Annotated in this window: 17 protein-coding genes and 2 pseudogenes; 11 read left to right on the forward strand and 8 right to left on the reverse strand. The window is 70.5% G+C overall.

What is annotated here, in order from left to right; genetic code table 11:
- Positions 1 to 31: 31 nt before the first annotated feature.
- The 3 genes and pseudogenes from hisS (at position 32) to K1X59_RS06795 (ending at position 2,274) form a co-directional block, all read left to right on the forward strand.
- Positions 32 to 1,281 (forward strand): annotated as a pseudogene (hisS, locus tag K1X59_RS06790) (histidine--tRNA ligase).
- A 187-nt stretch (positions 1,282 to 1,468) separates the two neighbouring features.
- A complete protein-coding gene (locus K1X59_RS21080) occupies positions 1,469 to 1,675 on the forward strand; it encodes a hypothetical protein (protein ID WP_258567272.1) in 207 nt (68 codons plus the stop codon).
- Positions 1,672 to 2,274, forward strand: coding sequence for an SGNH/GDSL hydrolase family protein (locus tag K1X59_RS06795; RefSeq protein ID WP_244632658.1), 603 nt, complete (start codon positions 1,672 to 1,674; stop codon positions 2,272 to 2,274). The genes K1X59_RS21080 and K1X59_RS06795 overlap by 4 nt, the downstream gene beginning before the upstream one ends.
- On the opposite strand, the gene K1X59_RS06800 is transcribed toward K1X59_RS06795, so the two are convergent.
- Positions 2,243 to 2,785, reverse strand: a complete 543-nt coding sequence (locus K1X59_RS06800; RefSeq protein WP_220174073.1) for a glyoxalase/bleomycin resistance/extradiol dioxygenase family protein — start codon at positions 2,783 to 2,785, stop codon at positions 2,243 to 2,245. The two genes, K1X59_RS06795 and K1X59_RS06800, sit on opposite strands and share 32 nt — an antisense overlap.
- Before the next feature lie 87 nt (positions 2,786 to 2,872).
- On the opposite strand from K1X59_RS06800, the gene K1X59_RS06805 reads away from it, so the two are divergent.
- Positions 2,873 to 3,661, forward strand: a complete 789-nt coding sequence (locus K1X59_RS06805; RefSeq protein ID WP_183152251.1) for a helix-turn-helix domain-containing protein — start codon at positions 2,873 to 2,875, stop codon at positions 3,659 to 3,661.
- 2 nt (positions 3,662 to 3,663) lie between these two features.
- Here the strand turns inward: K1X59_RS06805 and K1X59_RS06810 are convergent, their stop codons facing one another.
- The 6 genes and pseudogenes from K1X59_RS06810 to K1X59_RS22795 all read right to left on the reverse strand — a co-directional run bounded on the left by K1X59_RS06810 (position 3,664) and on the right by K1X59_RS22795 (position 9,951).
- Positions 3,664 to 4,635, reverse strand: a complete 972-nt coding sequence (locus K1X59_RS06810) for an APC family permease (RefSeq protein ID WP_258567139.1) — start codon at positions 4,633 to 4,635, stop codon at positions 3,664 to 3,666.
- Positions 4,614 to 6,602, reverse strand: coding sequence for a CocE/NonD family hydrolase (locus K1X59_RS06815; protein ID WP_258567140.1), 1,989 nt, complete (start codon positions 6,600 to 6,602; stop codon positions 4,614 to 4,616). The genes K1X59_RS06810 and K1X59_RS06815 overlap by 22 nt, the downstream gene beginning before the upstream one ends.
- Complete coding sequence (locus K1X59_RS06820) at positions 6,599 to 7,897, reverse strand: MFS transporter (protein ID WP_183152252.1); 1,299 nt, start codon at positions 7,895 to 7,897, stop codon at positions 6,599 to 6,601. The genes K1X59_RS06815 and K1X59_RS06820 overlap by 4 nt, the downstream gene beginning before the upstream one ends.
- On the reverse strand, positions 7,897 to 8,838 hold the full coding sequence (locus K1X59_RS06825; RefSeq protein WP_220174074.1) for an alpha/beta hydrolase fold domain-containing protein: 942 nt from the start codon (positions 8,836 to 8,838) through the stop codon (positions 7,897 to 7,899). The genes K1X59_RS06820 and K1X59_RS06825 overlap by 1 nt, the downstream gene beginning before the upstream one ends.
- On the reverse strand, positions 8,805 to 8,945 hold the full coding sequence (locus K1X59_RS06830; RefSeq protein ID WP_183152254.1) for a hypothetical protein: 141 nt from the start codon (positions 8,943 to 8,945) through the stop codon (positions 8,805 to 8,807). Before K1X59_RS06830 ends, K1X59_RS06825 begins: the two co-directional genes overlap by 34 nt.
- Positions 8,942 to 9,951 (reverse strand): annotated as a pseudogene (locus K1X59_RS22795) (alpha/beta hydrolase). Before K1X59_RS22795 ends, K1X59_RS06830 begins: the two are co-directional and overlap by 4 nt.
- Before the next feature lie 101 nt (positions 9,952 to 10,052).
- Here K1X59_RS22795 and K1X59_RS06840 point away from each other — a divergent pair.
- Positions 10,053 to 11,057, forward strand: a complete 1,005-nt coding sequence (locus K1X59_RS06840; protein ID WP_183152255.1) for a LacI family DNA-binding transcriptional regulator — start codon at positions 10,053 to 10,055, stop codon at positions 11,055 to 11,057.
- Here the strand turns inward: K1X59_RS06840 and K1X59_RS06845 are convergent.
- Positions 11,038 to 11,508, reverse strand: coding sequence for a DUF4442 domain-containing protein (locus tag K1X59_RS06845; protein WP_183152256.1), 471 nt, complete (start codon positions 11,506 to 11,508; stop codon positions 11,038 to 11,040). The two genes, K1X59_RS06840 and K1X59_RS06845, sit on opposite strands and share 20 nt — an antisense overlap.
- 108 nt (positions 11,509 to 11,616) lie before the next feature.
- Between K1X59_RS06845 and K1X59_RS06850 the strand changes: the two genes are divergently transcribed.
- The 6 genes from K1X59_RS06850 (at position 11,617) to K1X59_RS06875 (ending at position 16,756) form a co-directional block, all read left to right on the forward strand.
- The gene (locus tag K1X59_RS06850; RefSeq protein ID WP_396652578.1) at positions 11,617 to 11,991 is read left to right on the forward strand and encodes a GntR family transcriptional regulator; all 375 of its coding nucleotides are present in this window, start codon (positions 11,617 to 11,619) and stop codon (positions 11,989 to 11,991) included.
- A gap of 28 nt (positions 11,992 to 12,019) precedes the next feature.
- A complete protein-coding gene (locus tag K1X59_RS06855) occupies positions 12,020 to 13,078 on the forward strand; it encodes a DUF1648 domain-containing protein (protein WP_220174075.1) in 1,059 nt (352 codons plus the stop codon).
- A gap of 25 nt (positions 13,079 to 13,103) precedes the next feature.
- Complete coding sequence (locus tag K1X59_RS06860) at positions 13,104 to 14,024, forward strand: CPBP family intramembrane glutamic endopeptidase (protein WP_244632480.1); 921 nt, start codon at positions 13,104 to 13,106, stop codon at positions 14,022 to 14,024.
- A gap of 31 nt (positions 14,025 to 14,055) precedes the next feature.
- Positions 14,056 to 14,715, forward strand: a complete 660-nt coding sequence (locus tag K1X59_RS06865) for an O-methyltransferase (protein ID WP_183152259.1) — start codon at positions 14,056 to 14,058, stop codon at positions 14,713 to 14,715.
- Positions 14,716 to 14,826: 111 nt separating this feature from the next.
- Positions 14,827 to 16,107, forward strand: a complete 1,281-nt coding sequence (eno, locus tag K1X59_RS06870; RefSeq protein ID WP_183152260.1) for a phosphopyruvate hydratase — start codon at positions 14,827 to 14,829, stop codon at positions 16,105 to 16,107.
- Between the two features lie 79 nt (positions 16,108 to 16,186).
- On the forward strand, positions 16,187 to 16,756 hold the full coding sequence (locus tag K1X59_RS06875) for a septum formation initiator family protein (RefSeq protein WP_244632481.1): 570 nt from the start codon (positions 16,187 to 16,189) through the stop codon (positions 16,754 to 16,756).
- The last annotated feature ends 10 nt before the right edge of the window (positions 16,757 to 16,766 follow it).

The following is a 16,766-nucleotide window of genomic DNA, read 5'->3' on the forward strand; positions in this document are numbered from 1 at the left end:
ACGGGTGGCTACTGTGAACCCGCCGCGCGGCATGCGCGACATCCTCCCCGCCGACAAGGCTCGCCGTGAGCGCGTGCTCTCCGTCATCCGTGAGCGCTACCTCGCGCACGGCTTCGACGAGATCGAGACGCCTGTCGTCGAGGAGTACAGCCGCCTGCACGCCGGCATCGGCGGCGACAACGAGAAGCTGTCGTACAACATCCTGCGCCGGGGCCTCGACGCCGATGCGATCCGTGCCGCCGCCGACGATCCCGCCGCGCTCTCCGATCTCGGGCTGCGCTACGACCTGACGGTGCCGCTCGCGCGTTTCTACGCCAGCAACCGGGCCCAGCTCCCCGCCGTCTTCCGCTCGATCCAGATCGGACCGGTCTGGCGCGCGGAGCGGCCGCAGAAGGGACGCTACCGGCAGTTCGTGCAGTGCGACATCGACATCATGGGCGACGACTCCGCGCGGGCCGAAGCGGAGCTGATGGTCGCCTCGCTCGACGCCGTCGACGCGCTGGGTCTCGAGGGTGCGACGGTGCGCATCAACGACCGGCGGGTGCTCGACTGGATGCTCGACAGCTTCGGATTCAGCGAGGCCGAGCGCCCCGGCGTTCTCATCACGATCGACAAGCTCGACAAGATCGGGCCCGAGGGGGTCGCCGCCGAGCTCCGCGAGCGCAGTGCCTCGACCGCGGCCGCCGATGCGTTCGACGCCTTCCTCCGACGTCCCCAGACCATGGAGTACCACCCGTTCGGCGAGCGGCAGATCCGCAAGGCGCTGCCCGACGGTGCGCCCGCCGAACTCGTCGAGCACCTCGTGGGCATCGGCGAGGCCGTCGCGGCAGGCCGAGGCCAGAGCGACATCCCCTCGTCTTCGACCCGTTCCTCGTGCGGGGCATGGGCTACTACACGGGCACCATCTTCGAGCTGGCGCACCCCTCGGTCGGATACTCGCTCGGGGGCGGCGGACGCTACGACGGCATGATCGGCCGCTTCCTCGGGCAGCAGGTCCCGGCTGTCGGCTTCTCCCTCGGCTTCGAGCGTCTGGTCGACCTGATCGCCGAGGAGGCCGACGCGGGTGCGCGGGCGGTCGTGCTCATCCACGATGCCGATGTGCCGGTCGCGGAGCTCGTCCGGCACAAGGCCACGCTCATCGCGGGCGGTGCCAGGGTGCGGCTCGAGCGACGCACCAAGAACGTCAAGGCGCTGCTCGAGCGGTCGGCCGCCGACGGCTACACGGCGTTCGCGACCGTCTCCGCCGGAACAGGCGACCTCGAGGTCAAGCCGCTCTCCTGACCCGGCCGGACCGGGCATCTTCCGGACACCCGTCGGGAGGATGCGCGGTTGTCGGGGGACTCGTCGCCGTTCCGTCCGACATGTGTGCGCGCTCCCGACGTGTGCGCGCTCCCGGCGGGGCACCCCGCGAACGCGACCTCGGGCGGGCGTTCACGTCGCGTTCACGGTGGCGGGGTGGAATCGGGGCGTGAGTCGTATCCGCATCCCGGTCGTCGTGGCGCTCGCCGCCGCAGCGGTGCTCGGCGGCATCCGTCTCGTCCTCGTGCAGCAGGCGGCCCTCGCCCGCCGGCGGATCGGGAAGCCGCTGGGGAGGAGTCCCTGGATGCCGATCGTGTCTGGCGGCGCGCCCTCGACGGCGAGCCGCTCGAGCTGCTGCTGCTCGGGGATTCGATAGCCGCGGGCCTCGGCGCCGAACACCGCAAGGAGACACTCGGGGGCCGTCTGGCCAAGGCGGCAGGACGCCGGATGCATCGGCCGGTACGACTGCGCACGGCGGCCGTCGTCGGCGCGGAGTCGCCCGATCTGCCGGGACAGCTCGACACCCTCCCCGGGGAGTACCGCCCGCACGTGGCCGTGATCGTCGTCGGGGGCAACGACGTGACGCATCGGCTGCCGGTGGCACTGTCGGCACAGCATCTGCACGAGACGATCCGGAGGCTCCGAGCGATGGGGGCAGAGGTCGTCGTGGGGACGTGCCCGGACCTCGGTGCGCTGCGTGCGGTGCCGCAGCCGCTCCGTCGGATCGCGTCCAGCCTGTCCCGCCGTCTCTCCGAGATCCAGGACGAGACGGCGCGACGGGCCGACGCCGAGCCGGTCGACCTGCGCCGCGCGGTCGGGCCGATGTTCTTCGACGAGCCGGAGGCCATGTTCAGTCTCGACCGCTTCCACCCGAGCGCGCTGGGCTACCGCCGCACGGCCGAAGCGCTGCTGCCCGCCGTGTGCCGGGCGGCCGAGAGGTCTCTCAGCTCGAGCCGTCTGCCGGTGCCGCGCTGAACGACGCCGCCCACTCCGTCACCCGGCGGCTGCTCTCCTCCTCGGAGATGTCCTCGACGCGGGTCATGACCGACCAGCGCACCCCGAACGGATCACGGATGCTCGCGAAGCGGTCACCCGAGACGAAGGGGGCCGGTGCCTCGCGCACGGTGGCTCCTGCCGCGACGGCCCTCTCCACGACGGCATCGACATCGGAGACGTACAGGCCCATCGAGTAGCAGTCGTCCTCTCCTCCGGGTGCGCGGACGAGGTGGTAATCGGGGTTCGGCTCTCCGAGCTGGAGCAGCCCGAGTCCGAAGTCGAGGTCGGCGTGCGCGACGACGCCGCCGAACTCGGTCACGTCGATGACTCGGGCGCCGAAGACGTCGCGGTAGAAATCGATCGCCTGCTTCGCGTCCGCGATGGCGAGGAAGGGCGTGAGCGAGGTGGCTCCGTTCGGACGGCCGTCGGTCGTGTAACGCCCGTTCGCGCCGGTCGTGGAGGTGGGGGTCGTCGTGCTGTCGTCGGTCATGTCGCCACGCTAGGTCGCACGGCATGGCGGCGACTTGAAGATCCGCGACAACCTTCCGATGTCGGTGCGGGCGCCTACGCTGGGCGCATGGTGGACCCCACACGCGGCGTGCTCTATCCGGCGCGGCTTCCGGAGTTCCATCGGCTGCCCGCGCCGGTCGAGGTCGCGGAACTCGTCGCGTGGTTCTGGATCCCGGAGTGGGACATCGATCCTGGCCGCTCCTCGCGGCAGGAGATCGTCGCGTATCCGGCCCTCAACCTCGTCGTCGACGCCGAGACGGTGACCCTGTCGGGAGCGACCACCCGTGCGTCCCACCGCGATCTGCGAGGGAAGGGGTGGGCCGTCGGCGCACTGCTGCGCCCCGCCGCGGTCGCCGCGCTGAGCGACGATCCTTCCTCCCTGGTCGACGGCGAGCGCGTGCTCGTCACCGCCGGGGTGTCCGGCCTGCGAGACGCCGTCGCCGGGGCCATGGCGACCGGTGACGGGCGCCGTGAGCGTGCGGTCGCCGCCTTCGCCCGCTGGCTGGTGGAGCGGGCGGGGCAGGTGGATGCGCCGGCGCGACAGGCGAACGCGCTCATGGAGGTCTTGATGGGAGACGACGCGGCCCTGACTCCGGAGGAGGCCGCGACGCGGCTGGCCGTCTCGGTGCGGACCCTGCAGCGGATGACGCACCGCCATGTCGGTCTCTCGCCGGCCGCGATGATCCGGCGTCGGCGTCTGCAGGAGGCGGCGCAGCGGGTGCGCGACGAGCCGGGGATCGATCTCGCCTCGATCGCCGCCGAACTCGGATATGCCGATCACGCGCATCTCACGCGTGACTTCCGCACGGTGCTCGGCATCGCGCCTCGCGTGTATCGCGCGGAGTCGAACCGCTGACCTCAGGCGTGGGTGAGCCGGAGTCGCAGCATCCGATAGCCCACGCCGAGCAGGACGACGCCGGCGCCGATGCTGGAGGCGAGGATCGGAAGGGTGCTCACCAGCACGAGGCACCCGAGCGCTCCGAGCACCTGGAGAGCGCGGGGGTAGCGGCGCGCAGGCCCTGTCTGCCGGAAAGCTGCCGCGTTCGCGATCAGGTAGTACAGCAGCACGCCGAACGACGAGAATCCGATCGCCCCTCGCAGATCGGCGAGGAGGACGATCGCGATCACGATGACGGCGATCATGATCTCGGCGCGCTGCGGCACGTGGTGGCGCTCGTCGATCGTGGCGAGGAACCTCGGGACGTCGCTCTCCCGTGCCATGGCGAGAGTCGTCCGACCGATCCCGGTCAGCAGGGCCAGCAGCGCGCCCAGCGAGGCGGCGGCGGCGGCCACGCGGACGACCGGAGCCCATGCCGAGGCATCTGCCGCGTCGAGCAGGTCGACCAGCGGCGCTGTCGAGCCGATCGCGTCCCCGCCGAGGACCAGGATGACCGCGATGCCGACGAGCGTGTAGACGACGACCGCGCCAGCGAGGGCGAGGCCGATCGCGCGCGGAATGGTCTTCGCGGGGTCGACCACCTCCTCGCCCATGGTCGCGATGCGCGTACCCGGCGAAGGCGAAGAACAGCAGGCCGGCCCCTGCAGCACACCGTATGCCGTGGCATCGGGCAGCGGCGTCGGTGTCGATGCAGACGCCGCGCCGAACCCGAATCCGACGGCGATCGCGAGGCCGAGCAGCGAGCAGACGACCAGGATGCGGGTGAGCAGCGCCGTGCGAGTGACACCGAAGCAGTTCACCGTGGCGAGCGCGGCGACGGCTGCCACGGCGACCGGCACCTGCCACCCGGCGGGGGCCGCATAGGCGGCGAAGGTCATGGCCATCGCGGCGCAGCTGGCGATCTTGCCGATCACGAAGCTCCACCCGGCCACGAACCCCCACCACGGTCCGATCTCGGCGCGGGCGTATGCGTACGTCCCCCGGCGACGGGATGCACGGCGGCGAGCTGCGCCGATGCGGCGGCGTTGCAGTACGCGACGACGGCGGCGATCGCGAGGGCGATGAGGATGCCGCTTCCGGCGACACCGACCGCCGGTGCCCATACGGCGAACACGCCGGCGCCGATCATGGAGCCGAGACCGATGGCGACGGCATCCCCGAGTGTCAGTCGTCGCGCGAGAGGCATTCCGTCATCGTGGCACGCGGCGGTGAACGGCGGGTGACGCGAGGGCTCGCTCCCCGAGACCGTCCCTTGTGCCGGCAGAGCGAGGAGCGCCGGGGTCGAGCCGCCCACGTGCAGGATCTGATCGCTGGGGATCAGTCGCGAATGGTCCCTGACCGGATCGTCCGTCCCGGAATTGCGCAGATGCAGAGGATGCGCACCGGAGGACACCTGCACGCGCATGCGCGACCCGGCGGCGAAGCGGTGGGCGAGCGGGGCGAGTTCGAGCGTCACCCGACCAGCGTCGTGGGAGCGTGTGTCGTCGGCGTCGTTTCCGGCCGCTTCCGGGGAGAGCCGTCGATATCCGTCGGTGAGTGCCCGCGAGACGCCTCGAGAATCGACTTCGCACAGCCGCACGAACAGGTCCGCCCGGGGGTTCGTCGATGCGAAGGACAGTGTGATCTCCGGTGCTCCGATGACCACGAGGTCGTCCGGGAGGGGGGCGCCGGTGAAGACGAGCACGTCCCGGCGGCGTTCGCGGGCGCGCTGTCTGCGACGTCCTGCAGAGAACGGATTGAGGGTTCTACCGCCGGCATCCGGTGTCGGATCCGCGGGGTCATAGCGATAGGTGGCGGCGGCGGCGGGGCTTTCGGCGCCGCTGAGGTCGAGTCTGCCGTCTGCCGTGAGCGCGGCGGTGACCGTGGCGTGCGGCGGGGGCCAGCTGTTCAGCTCCTGCCACCCGCCTCCGCCGGTCACCTCGAGGTGCACGCCTTCCGTGCGAGCGTCCGGTGTGAACGACCGCAGCGCCTCGCGGACGCCGATCACGGTGATCTCCGGTGCTCCGTGGACCCAGTCGCCGATGATCAGGCGCACCGGGCGTCCGGCATCGCGGAGTGCGGCATGATCGGCGAGCTGACCGACCAGGAACAGGTCCTGCCACCCGGCGACCAGGGTGACGGGCGGGACGGTGTCGATGTCCTGCGCGAAGTGCATCGGGTTCCACCAGGGGTCGCCCTGGTCGCTGTGCTCGACCCAGTCGCGGAAGAACTGCGGGTCGGCGCCGCGCGCCACCCGCACTGCGTCCGCGGGTGGTATCGCGAGCGCGCCGCGTCGAAACCCGCGGCGGGCACGCAGCAGCGCCCGGGCCTTCGCCGGCAGGGACCGTTCCTGCATGTCGAGGACGTAGGCCCACGTGAGCGGAGTGTCGATCGAGAATCCGCCGCCCGGGTACAGGATCGCGTCGTCGAAGCAGCGTGCCGAGATCGCGATGCCCATCGCGTCGGGGCGGTCGGCGCCGTCGCAGTATGCCCACTGGGTCACGCCGAAGTAGCTGCCGCCCCAGGAGTGCACGCGCCCGGCCGCCCACGACTGTGCGCGCAGCCACCGCATCGTCGCCTGTCCGTCGTCGACCTCGTCGTGGAGCGGATCGAAGCTCCCGCCCGACCCGAACGTCCCGCGACAGCTCTGCACCACCACGTGGTGTCCGCGTTCTGCGAGGAACAGGGCGACCCCGGCGATGCCGTCTCGCCCATAGGGGGTGCGGATCAGCACCGTGTGCTCGCCGGCACCCTCGGCATGCCAGTGGTCGGTGAGAAGCGAGGTGCCGTCGTCCGCGGCGACCGGGATGTCGGGTGTCCTGATGACGCTCCGGTGCGTCGGCTCAGGCATGTCCGCGGCTCGGGTCAGGCGCCGGTACTCGCGGCGGGCCGCGCCGCTGAGGCGGGGAGCATCGGTCATCGCACACCTTTCACTCTGGTGACCGCGAATGCGGCGATCACCGCCATCGCGACGGCGCCGACGTAGAGCGCCCCGAAGTTCTCACCTGTCGGTGAGCCTATGCGCGTCGCGAAGAATCCGAAGGCGGGCACGAGGATGCCGGGCAGCAGATAGGCGAGGGCCACGATCCCGAGGTCCTTGCCCGCGTCTTCGACGGAGGGGAGGCACTCCGTCATCAAGGCGACATCAGCCGCGATGTAGGCGCCCTGTCCGGCCCCGACGACAGCGATCCCGACGAGGAAGAACGCGATGTCGCCGAACGAGATCGCCAGGACCAGTCCGCCCGCGCTCGCGAGAGCGCCGATGATGACACTCGGTTTGCGACGCCCCGTCCGATCAGAGATCACGCCGAAGACGAAAGCCATTACGAGGTTCATCAGGGTGAACGCCGCCGTCGCCTGCGTCTGCACCGCGGCGATCGCCGTCGGGTCGTCGATGCCGAAGCGTCCGGAGATCGTGAGGTAGAGGTAGCTCGTGACCGACACGATCGATGCCGTCATGAAGAAGCGGCATACCCACGCCCAGGCGAAGTCGGGGTAGCGGCGCGGGCTCAGCCAGAAGGTCGCCAGCACGCCGCTCCAGTCCATCGGTTCGGCGGGCCCCAGCCGACGGATGTCCTTCAGCGTGAAGAACAACGTGATCGCCAGGAGGACGGAGAGGGCCCCGGGGATCAGGAACATGCCGATCTGGCCCGCCGGGGCGACGATGCCCGCGAGGGAGACACCTCCCAGGATTCCGATCGCGGTGGCGGCGCCGGTGACGGCCGACATGATGGCACGGATGCTTCGACGGATCTGGTCGGCGAACAGCGTGTGGACGGTCATCGACACCGCTCCCCAGCCCACGAGGACGAGGATCGTGCCGACACCGAGCAGGAGGAGCGAGGGGGCGGTGGCCTGTACCGCGTATCCCGCGAGGGCGATCAGCGATCCGGAGAGGATCCAGGGGCGGCGGATGCCGAGCCGCGACATCGAGCGGTCGCTGAGGCGCCCGAAGATGGGTGTCGTGACGAGGATGGCGGCGCCGCCGAATGTCAGGATGATGCTGAGGTTGCCTGTCGCCTGACCAGGGTCCCACTCCTTGAGCAGCTGGGGGACCGCCACGCTGGCGACGCCTTGGGCGATGCCGGATCCGAGCCATCCCAGGACGAAGCAGATCCAGAACCATCGGCTCTGGCGTCGGCCGGGAATCGCGTCCGCAGTGGGCGGCGGCGTGGGGTCCGCGGGGAAGACAGGGTCGACTGCGTGGGTGGACATCATCGTCTCCTGGTCTCGGTCGGGGTGGGGCTGGTCATGCGCGAACTCCGACGATGCTCGTCGGGTTCGGCGCTCGCGCGGCGCGTCCGGTAGGCGTCGGCGAGCTCGGCGACGAAGACGTCACGCCACCGCCGCGCACTATCCCAGCGGGCGGTGAGACCGGGGGACGCGTGATCGTGGCCGCGACCGATGCGCAGCACGACGGGGACGCCCGCTCGCCGCAGGGTGTCGGCGTAGGCGGTGGCGCCGTCCCTGAGGGGATCGAACTCGGCGGCGAGGATGAGTGCGGGAGCGAGCCCTCGGTGTTCGGGGGCGTCCAACGGCGACGCCTCGGCGAGCGGAGCCCCGGCGCGATAGGTGTCGGCGAGCCGTTCGACGCTCTCCTTCTCCGCGGGAAGCAGAAGGCGACCCATCGACGCGCCGACGATCCGCAGTGCCGCCGGCAGCACCTCGAGGGTCTGATGATGCAGCGGTGCGCCGATGTCGCGCTGGCGCAGCGCCGTCGTCGCGGCGATCGTCGCCCCGGCGGAATTGCCGCCGATGCCGAGTCGCTCCGCATCGACCCCGAGACCGTCGGCGCGCTCGCGCAGGTCGGCCAGCGCCGCGACGGCGTCGTCGACCGGAGCCGGGAACGGGTGCTCGGGCGCGAGCCGGTACTCGAGCGCGATGATCTGGACACCGGAGCGCAGTGCGCGGTCTGCGCAGAGGCGGTCGTTGAGGAGCTCGTCGATCGTGCCGCCCGTCCAGCCGCCGCCGTGCAGCCAGACGATCGTGGGAAGCGCGCCGATCACGGATGCGGGGCGGAAACGACGGGCTCGCAGCGGACCCCCTCCGCCGGCGATCGTGAGGTCGTCGATCTCCACGCCCGCGGGGACCGGTTCGGTGAACTCGACGGCGAGGAGATCGCTCAGCTCGCGCTGCGCCCGACGGCGCGCACCCATCTCGGGGAGTCCAGGTCGGGGAGAGTCGCGGAGTGTTCGCGGATGCGCTGGATCCACTCCTGGATCTCCGGACTCATCGGCGGTCGGCCCTGGTCATGGTCGCTCATGCCCTGGAACCTTCGTGCAGGGTGCGCAGTTCGGAGACGACGATGCGGTGCGCGGCGTCCGCGGCGGGCACGAACCCGGTCGAGCCCAGAGATCCGTGGGTCTGACCGATGAAGCGCATCGCGGTCACCGGTACACCCGCGGCGGAGAGCGCCCGCGCATAGGCCTCCCCGTCGCCGCGCAGGGGGTCGAGCTCGGAGGTGAGGATCACTGCGGGCGGGAGACCCTCGTGCGATGCGGCCAGCAGCGGCGAGGCGTACGGTCGGCGGGCGGTCGCGGAGTCGTCGCCGAGGTACTGCCGCACCAGCGTGCGGCCGGCGGCGCGCACGATGACCCCGGGCATCCTCGCGTCGATGCCGCTCATGTCCGCGTGTCCCATCGTGAGATCGAGGGCGGGGTTCTCCAGCAGCTGCAGTGCGATCGGGTGGGCGGAGCGATCCCTGTTCATGAGCGTCACGGCGGCGGCGAGGTCGCCCCCGAGGACGCTCCGCCCACGGCGATCCGGTTGCGCGAGGCTCCGAGCTGCTCCGCATGGGCGCGAGTCCATTCGAACGCCGACCAGCACTGCTCCGGCTGAGTGGGGAATCTCCGCTCCGGCGCGTGCGCATAGTCGGCCGCGACGATCACGATGCCCGCATCCCGTGCTCTGCTCCGGAGGCGGGCATCCCAGGAGACCCAGTCGATCCCGGCGATCGTGAATCCGCCGCCGTAGAAGTACACCAGCACGGGCAGGCCGCTCCCCGACGGTGTGCGCTCCGCACCGGGCCAGTACACCCGGACGCGCACATCGGGGTGCCCGTCGACCGCGACGATGTGCTCCTCGGACGCCGTGGGCAGAGGCGTGATCCCGAGTGCCGCGCTGACGGCGTCGTCGTTCCTCGCGGCGACCCGACGTCGCCCCGCCGGGTCACCGGGTTCCTCGTCGAGCAGCGGAGCGACCCGCTCCTCCCACGCCGCCACCGCGTTGTCGAGCGCGGGGCGCCGGAATCGGGTTCGTGCTGTCGGCATCGCATCTCCTTCGATGTGTTCCTCGCCGGCGGGTACCCCGCCTCCGACTTCCGCCCTAGTCTTGGCAATCGAAGAACTTCGATGAAGAAGGAAGTCAGAGCATGCGCGCACGACCGGGACGGGTCACCATCTACGACGTCGCTCAGCGGGCGGGAGTGAGCATCTCCACCGTGTCGCTGGCGGTGAGTGCTCCGCATCGGGTGCGACCGGAGACCCGCGAGCGCATCGTCGCCGCGGCCACAGCGCTCGGGTATCGCATGACGCAGGGGCGGCGCGTGGGAGCGGCCCGTGTCGCGGTCGCCGCCCCGTTCACCACGTATCCGTCGTATCTGCGCCGCCTGTCCGGAATGCTCCGTCGGGCCAGGGATGCCGCGGTCGACATCATCCCGTACGACCTCGATTCGGCCGCGGCGGCGGATGAGCCGCTGCTCGACGTGCTGCCGACGCGCACGGATGTCACCGGTCTCGTGGTGATGGGTGTTCCGCTCGGCGGAGCTGCGCGGCGGGCGAGCAGAGCGGCACGCATCCCGGTCGTCTACGTCGACGTCGTGCCGACGCGTTCCGACGTCGGTGGCCCCGTCGTCCTCGTCGACGACCGCGACGGCGGGGCTCAGATCGGCCGCCACCTCGTCGGGCTGGGGCATCGCCGTGTCCTCTTCGTACACGAGCCGCAGCGCTCGCCGGCGTACGTGTCGGCGGGGATGCTCAGGGTCGAGGGGCTGACGCAGCACCTGGCCATGACCGATCTGGCGGTCGCCGATCCGTCCGCGGTCGACGGGCGGGTGATCGCCGCGGCCAGGGCGGCCGGAGCGACGGCGATCGTTGCGAACCACGACCAGTTCGCCGTCGCGGTGCTGGCAGCACTGCGCGCCGACCACGGAACCGCCCCGCTCGCCGTGGTCGGCTACGACGACGGCGAGGTCGCAGCAGCACTCGATCTCACGACCGTCAGGCAGCCGTTCGAGGAGAGCGGACGCGCGGCACTCGAGCTCGTTCTCGGCCTGGTGTCGGGAGCGACGACCGCGCACGGGACGATGCGGCTCGCCCCTGCTCTGGTCGCGAGGGCGTCCACGCTCGCGCCCGTGGTCAGCTCCGGGCTGCGGTGACCCGCTTCTTCTCGCGGATGTACACCTCGCGACGCACCTTCGCGACCACGTCGCCCTCGCGGTCGGTGATGACCGTCTCGAACCACTCCAGCACCTTCGCTCCGCCGCGCGCGCGCTCGCGGATCTCGTCCGCCTTCTCCTTCGACACCTCGAACTCCGCCGTCAGCACGCCGCGCCCCGGCTTGAGGAACTCGATCTCGCCGCGGGTGTCCCACACGACGTGATCTCGCCCGAGCTGATGCATCACGAGCATGAAGAAGTACGGGTCGGTCATGGCCGACATCGATCCGCCGAACGCGGTCTTGACGTAGTTGCGGGTGAACACGTTGACGTGCAGTTCGACCGCGGCGTGTGTCCAGTCCTCACTGAAGCGGCGCACCCGGATGCCGCTGAAGAGGTTGGGAATCCACAGGCTCATGCCGATCGCGAGACGACGGGGAGTGATGCGCATGAGGTCAGTGTGGACGATCGGGCCGAGGGAGACGAAGACGTGTGGAGGGTTGCCACAGTTGTTCTAGTTCATATAGAATAAGTAGCGATTCCCTGAGAGGAGGATCGGATGCTCATCCGCGTCGACCCCGACAGCCCGCGCGCACTCTTCGACCAAGTCGCGGCGTCCGTCCGCTCCGATATCCTCGCCGGCATCCTCGCGCCGGGCGATCGACTGCCGGCCGCGCGCGACGTCGCGGAAGCGCTGGACATCAACCAGCACACGGTGCTCCACGCCTATCAGCGACTGCGCGACGAGGGCTCGTGGACCTGCGCAGAGGCAGGGGAGCAGTCATCGCCGCGACCGCCGCACCCCTCGCTGAACTCGCGCACGAGATCGATCTCCTGGTGCGACGTGCGGCAGCCCTCGGCGTCTCCGCAGACACGCTCGCCGGCATCGTTCACGCGCACCGCGATGTGTCCGCACCCCGACCCGCCCCCATGAAGCCCGAGAGCCGCGAGGAGGACTCGCCATGACTACGCACGACCTCACCCGAACCCCGCCTCGGCTCCTGCGACGCGCACGTCTGACCTTCCTGATCGTGGCGGTCGTCGTCCCGGTCGTGATCACCGCGGTCGCGCTCCTGGTGCTGATCTCGTGGCTGCCGGGACTGCCGGAGCAGGTCGCGACGCACTGGGGCGTGAACGGGGCCGACGGCTTCGGCCCGCCGTCGACCTATGTCTGGCTCCTGATCGGCGTCGGACTCGTGCTGCCGCTGCTGATGGCCGTCACCACTCTCGCGTCGGTCGGCGCCCACTGGGGCGGCGCGGCCCGACTGATGGGTGCGCTTGCGGCCGGGATGGCCGTCTTCGCGGCGGTCATGTGCCTCGGATCCCTCGCCATGCAGCGCGACCTGACAGACCCCTCTGACGTGCCGGGCATCGGCGGGATCATGGCGCTCTGCTTCGCGGCGCTGGTCGTGGTGAGCGCCGTCGCGTGGATCGTCCAACCGCGCGTCCGCGCAGAACAGGGGCGCACCCTCGAGCCCCGGCACAGCGTCGCGGTCGCGCAGGGCGAGCGCGTCGTCTGGGTGGGGACCACATCCATGCCCCGCGGACCACTGGTCTTCCTCGTCCTCGTGCAGCTGGGCCTCGTGGCGCTCGCCGCCTTCATGTTGATCGCCGGGGTCGAGGGGGCCTGGATCGTCGTCCTGGTCGTGATCTTCGTGGCTTTCGCGCTCCTGGCGACCTCGTCGTTCCGTGTGCGCGTCACCCCGGAGGGCTTCGCGGCGCGGTCGCTGCTGGGATGGCCGCGGATCCGCATCCCGCTCGCCGAGGTCGAATCCGCCCGTGCGGTCGAGATCTCGCCGTTCGGGGAGTTCGGCGGTTGGGGTTGGCGCATCTCGGTCGACGGCAGGAACGGGATCGTCATGCGACGCGGGTCCGCGATCGAGGTGTCGCGTCGTGACCGTCGGCCGTTTATCGCCACGATCGACGGCGCGGAGGAGGCGGCCGCGCTGCTGCAGGCCTATGTGGACGGCACGAGAACCCCGGGCACGAAGCCCGACCAGACGAGAGAGGCGAAGCAGTGAACGACTCGACCCCCAGACCAGACGCGTGCCGTGGCCCGCGGTGATCGTCTTCGTGATCGTGGCCTGCGCCCTGGCGTGGGTCGTGGCTCTGCCGCTGTGGCTCGGTGACGGTCTCGCCGAGCCGGCCGCCGTCGTGCTGCTGCCGGTCATCATGTTCACCCCGGCGGTCGCGGTGCTCGTCGTCACCTTCCTGATGAGGGTTCCCGCCCGCGGGGAGCGCGCACGGTTCCTCGGAGTGTGGCCGCTGCGCCCGGCCAAGCGCGTCATCTGGCTGATGGTGGCGGGCTGGCTCGTGCCGCCGGTGATCGTCGTCGCGAGCGTGCTCGTCGCCGCCGGCCTCGGCTTCGTGCAGCTGGACTTCGCGTTCTCCGCGTTCGCGGCCGAGATCGAGAAGGCCCTCCCCGCCGGTGCGCCGCTGCCTCCGATGGGCCTGCTCGTGTTCGCGCAGTTCGCGATGATCCCTCTCGGGGCGTTGTTCAACAGCGTCTTCGCCTTCGGTGAGGAGATCGGCTGGCGCGGATGGCTGGTGCCGGCGCTCCGACCGCTCGGCACCTGGCCGGCCCTGATCCTGAGCGGCGTCATCTGGGGGTTCTGGCACAGCCCGATCATCCTGCTCGGGTACAACTTCGGTCGCACCGACATCTCGGGAGTGCTGTTCATGATCGGCGGATGCGTGGCGTGGGGCATCCTGCTCGGTTGGCTGCGCCTGCGGTCGGCGTCAGTGTGGCCCGCCGTGCTGGCGCATGGAGCGCTCAACGCCGCTGCCGGCCTCGTCGTGGTCGTCGCGGCCACGCAACCCGACATGGCGCTGGCCGGGCCTCTCGGCGTCGCGGCATGGATCGTGATCGCCGTGGTCACGCTCGTCCTGGTGCTGACCGGACAGTTCCGCACGCAGCCCGAGCTCGCCGACGCGCAGGGGCGTCTGCTCTCGCCGCCGCGGTCTTGACGGGCCGGGGCGGCGGGGGTTGGCTGAGGTCATGGATTCCTCTCCTGCAGCCTGGTCCCTGACCGACTCGTTCCTCGCCGACACGCTCGTCGGTCCTGATGCCCCACTCGAGGCGGCGCTCGCCGCACAGCGTGCTGCCGGTCTGCCCGCGATCGAAGTCGCGCCCGTGGCGGGAAAGCTCCTCAACCTGCTGGTGCGCATCAGCGGCGCGCGCCGCGTGCTCGAGATCGGCACGCTCGGCGGCTACTCCACGATCTGGCTCGCGCGTGCTGTCGGTCCGGAAGGGCGGGTGGTGACGGTCGAGGCAGAGTCCGACAATGCGATGCTCGCGCGCGCGAGCATCGATGCCGCGGGTGTGGGCGACCGCGTGGACATCCGGATCGGGCGCGGCGCGGAGGTGCTGCCCACACTCGTCGGCGGCTTCGATCTGGTGTTCATCGACGCCGACAAGGAATCCAACACCATCTACCTCGACTGGGCGGCGAAGCTCGGCCACCCCGGCACCGTGATCGTGCTGGACAACATCGGGCGCGACGGTGAGATCGTCCGTGACGACACCGCCGACTCCAAGGTGATCGGCACGCGGGAGGGACTCCGGATGCTGGGGGAGGACCCGCGGTTCGACGCCACGGCGTTGCAGACCGTGGGTGCGAAGGGGTGGGACGGCTTCGCGATAGCTGTCGTCGTCTGACCGACGTCGTCCCGTCCGGCGCCTCTCTGAAGCCGTCGGACGGCGGGCTAGACTGGGCGCGGATCGACGACGCTCCACACCACGTTTTCCCCCTGAGCAAGGAGCACATCAGTGGCACTGATCGAGGCTGTAGGCGCACGCGAGATTCTCGACTCGCGCGGTAACCCGACCGTCGAGGTGGAGGTCCTCCTCGACGACGGCATCGTGCAGCGGGCCGCCGTCCCGTCCGGGGCATCCACCGGCGCGTTCGAGGCGTACGAGCTCCGCGACGGCGACAAGAGCCGCTACGGAGGAAAGGGTGTGCTCAAGGCCGTCGAGGCCATCATCGACGAGCTGGGCCCGGCGATCGAGGGCGTCGAGGCGAGCGAGCAGCGCATCGTCGACGAGATCCTGATCGAGGTCGACGGCACCGACAACAAGAAGCGCGTCGGCGCCAACGCCATCCTCGGCGTCAGCCTCGCGGTCGCCAAGGCCGCCGCCGACTCGGCCGACCTGCCGCTGTTCCGCTACCTGGGCGGCCCGAACGCGCACGTGCTGCCCGTTCCGCTGTTCAACGTCATCAACGGCGGCGAGCACGCCGACAACGGCATCGACATGCAGGAGTTCTTCCTGGCTCCGATCGGCGCCGAGACGTACTCCGAGGCCCTGCGCTGGGGCGTCGAGACCTACCACGTGCTGCGTGCCGAGCTGAAGGCCGCCGGCTACGCGACCGGTCTCGGCGACGAGGGCGGCTTCGCCCCCGACCTGCCCAGCAACCGCGAGGGTCTGGACTTCCTGGTGAAGGCGATCGAGAAGGCCGGCTTCACGCCGGGCACCGACATCGCCCTCGGCCTCGACGTCGCGGCGACCGAGTTCTTCACGGACGGCGTGTACCGCCTCGACAACAAGGACTGGGACGCCGCCGCGCTCACCGAGTACTACGTCGGCCTGGTCAACGACTTCCCGATCGTCACGATCGAAGACGCGCTCGCCGAGGACGACTGGGACAACTGGAAGCACCTCACCGACGCTCTGGGCTCCAAGGTCCAGCTGGTCGGCGACGACCTGTTCGTCACCAACCCGCAGCGCCTCGCCGACGGGATCGAGCGCGGCGTCGCCAACTCGCTGCTCGTGAAGGTCAACCAGATCGGCACGCTCACCGAGACGTTCGACGCGGTCAGCCTCGCGCAGCGCTCCGGCTACACGGCGATGCTCTCGCACCGCTCGGGCGAGACCGAGGACACCACGATCGCCGACCTGGTGGTCGCCACGAACGCGGGTCAGATCAAGGCGGGTGCGCCTGCGCGCAGCGAGCGCGTCGCGAAGTACAATCAGCTTCTGCGCATCGAGGAGGAGCTGGGTGATGCCGCGGTCTTCGCGGGTCGTTCGGCGTTCCCGCGCTACCGGGCCTGAGCGCCGCTGAGACACACGATGAACCGCCGGCGCGGATGCGGGAAACCCCGCCGCGCAGCGGTCTGACGAAGGAGGAGCCGTGGCACGACGACCGGCTCCTCCTTCGCCGTCTCCGGCGCCGAAGGGGCAGCGGCCCGTGGGGTCGACGACCCCGAAGGCGTCTTCGACGACCAGATCTGCCGCGAAGCCGTCCCGCGCGCGTGGCGGCGCGAGTGCCAGGGTCGATGTACGGGAATGGACAGCGGGCATCCGCCTGTCCGCGTTCTCCGTGATCATGCTCTCCCTGGTGGTCCTCGGCGCCTGGGTGCTGGTCCCGACGCTCGGCACCTTCATCGATCAGCGACAGAAGATCGCGGCGCTCGAGGCCTCGGTGCAGGTGAGCGAAGCGGAGATCGCGGCGCTCGTCTCCGAACGAGAGCGCTGGAACGACCCGGCGTACATCACGACCCAGGCCCGCGAGCGTCTCTACTACGTCAAACCCGGCGAGGTCGTCTACCTGATCGACAACGACCTCGATCCCTCGGCTCTGCCGCGCGAGCAGGAGCCCGTCAGCGACACACTCGAGGAGAAGCCCTCCGACTGGATGCCGCAGCTGCTGAAGACCCTCGTCTCGACGGGGCTGAGCGGCACGGCTGCCGTCGCTCCCTGACGACCGGCTC

Origin of the sequence: Microbacterium sp. Se5.02b (assembly GCF_019464375.1) — a bacterium.
In the GTDB taxonomy this organism is placed as follows: Bacteria; Actinomycetota; Actinomycetes; order Actinomycetales; family Microbacteriaceae; genus Microbacterium.

Bases quoted from the DNA above. Each gene is read 5' to 3' on its own strand.
- K1X59_RS06805 (WP_183152251.1), top strand. From the start codon at position 2,873: ATGGTGGACCCCACACGCGGCGTGCTCTATCCGGCGCGGCTTCCGGAG.
- K1X59_RS06840 (WP_183152255.1), top strand. From the start codon at position 10,053: ATGCGCGCACGACCGGGACGGGTCACCATCTACGACGTCGCTCAGCGG.
- K1X59_RS06815 (WP_258567140.1), bottom strand. From the start codon at position 6,602: ATGACCGATGCTCCCCGCCTCAGCGGCGCGGCCCGCCGCGAGTACCGG.
- K1X59_RS06855 (WP_220174075.1), top strand. From the start codon at position 12,020: ATGACTACGCACGACCTCACCCGAACCCCGCCTCGGCTCCTGCGACGC.
- K1X59_RS06865 (WP_183152259.1), top strand. From the start codon at position 14,056: ATGGATTCCTCTCCTGCAGCCTGGTCCCTGACCGACTCGTTCCTCGCC.
- K1X59_RS06800 (WP_220174073.1), bottom strand. From the start codon at position 2,785: ATGACCGACGACAGCACGACGACCCCCACCTCCACGACCGGCGCGAAC.
- K1X59_RS06825 (WP_220174074.1), bottom strand. From the start codon at position 8,838: ATGGGTGCGCGCCGTCGGGCGCAGCGCGAGCTGAGCGATCTCCTCGCC.
- K1X59_RS06845 (WP_183152256.1), bottom strand. From the start codon at position 11,508: ATGCGCATCACTCCCCGTCGTCTCGCGATCGGCATGAGCCTGTGGATT.
- K1X59_RS06820 (WP_183152252.1), bottom strand. From the start codon at position 7,897: ATGTCCACCCACGCAGTCGACCCTGTCTTCCCCGCGGACCCCACGCCG.
- K1X59_RS06850 (WP_396652578.1), top strand. From the start codon at position 11,617: ATGCTCATCCGCGTCGACCCCGACAGCCCGCGCGCACTCTTCGACCAA.
- K1X59_RS06830 (WP_183152254.1), bottom strand. From the start codon at position 8,945: ATGAGCGACCATGACCAGGGCCGACCGCCGATGAGTCCGGAGATCCAG.